The organism is Roseateles sp. P5_B10, from assembly GCF_056400485.1.
The window spans coordinates 1-942 of the sequence record NZ_JBFULE010001319.1 but is presented as its reverse complement, the minus strand read 5'-3'; the positions used below and the strand labels follow the sequence as shown (position 1 = coordinate 942).

The 942-nt window shown below is 62.6% G+C and carries 1 protein-coding gene; it reads left to right on the top strand.

Annotated features, from left to right (window positions below):
• The coding region (locus AC1DU6_RS33020; RefSeq protein ID WP_477862518.1) for a tyrosine-type recombinase/integrase at positions 1 to 841 on the top strand (841 nt) is incomplete at its 5' end.
• Between the last annotated feature and the right edge of the window lie 101 nt (positions 842 to 942).

Genomic DNA, 942 nt, shown 5'->3' with positions numbered 1-942 from the left:
CCAAATGTTCCGCTTCGCGGTGAAGCGGGAGCTCGTCTTAAAAAACCCTCTAGACGGGATCCGGCGGGCAGATGTCGGCGGTCGCGAGCCGGAACGCGAACGCGCGTTGAGCGAAGCAGAGATTCGCCTTCTCGGCAACGCATTGCCAGCGGCTCGCTTGGCGCCGCGCAGCGCCAGGGCCGTCTGGTTGATCCTGGGCACCGGGGCTCGCGTTGGCGAGGCCATGGGCGCAGCTTGGGTGGATCCCGACAGAACTGCGGAGCAAGAGCGCGCACTGCGGGCGGTCGCCGAGGAGGAGGGTGGGAAGTTCGGCATAGTCGACTTGGCCAAACGTACCTGGCACCTTCCCGATACAAAGAATGGTCGGAGCCACACGATCCACTTGAGCGATTTCGCGATGCTGCAGCTTCGCGCCCTATTCGATCTCCGAGAGGTCGACAAAGGCGGCAAGCCCGTTCCTTGGGTGTTTCCGTCGCGGTCACTTGAGCACCCGGTGTGCATCAAGTCGTTCGGGAAGCAACTTAATGATCGCCAGCGTGAGCCTGAAAAGCGCATGAGCGGGCGATCGAAGGGAACGCGCTCCTTGGTCTTGCCCGGTGGACGCTGGACGGCGCATGACTTGCGCCGCACCACGGGCACCCTGATGGCGAGCCTTGAAGTCAGTGGTGATGTGATCGACGAGTGCCTCAACCACAAGATCGAGAGCCGCGTACGCAGGACGTATGTACGAGATCGTCGAGTGGCGGCGCAATGCCGCGCCTTCGATGCCCTTGGCCGGCACCTATTTGCGCTGTTGGGCGCCTTCCGGCCTGGTGACGTCGTTGAGCTTCGAGCTGCCTGACCATTCGCGAGACTACGAGCGTCGGACAGGGGGCGCGAAAGGCCCGACCGAGTGCTCATGAGCATCGGAATACGCAGTGATGAAGTCCATAGTGCTCTTGG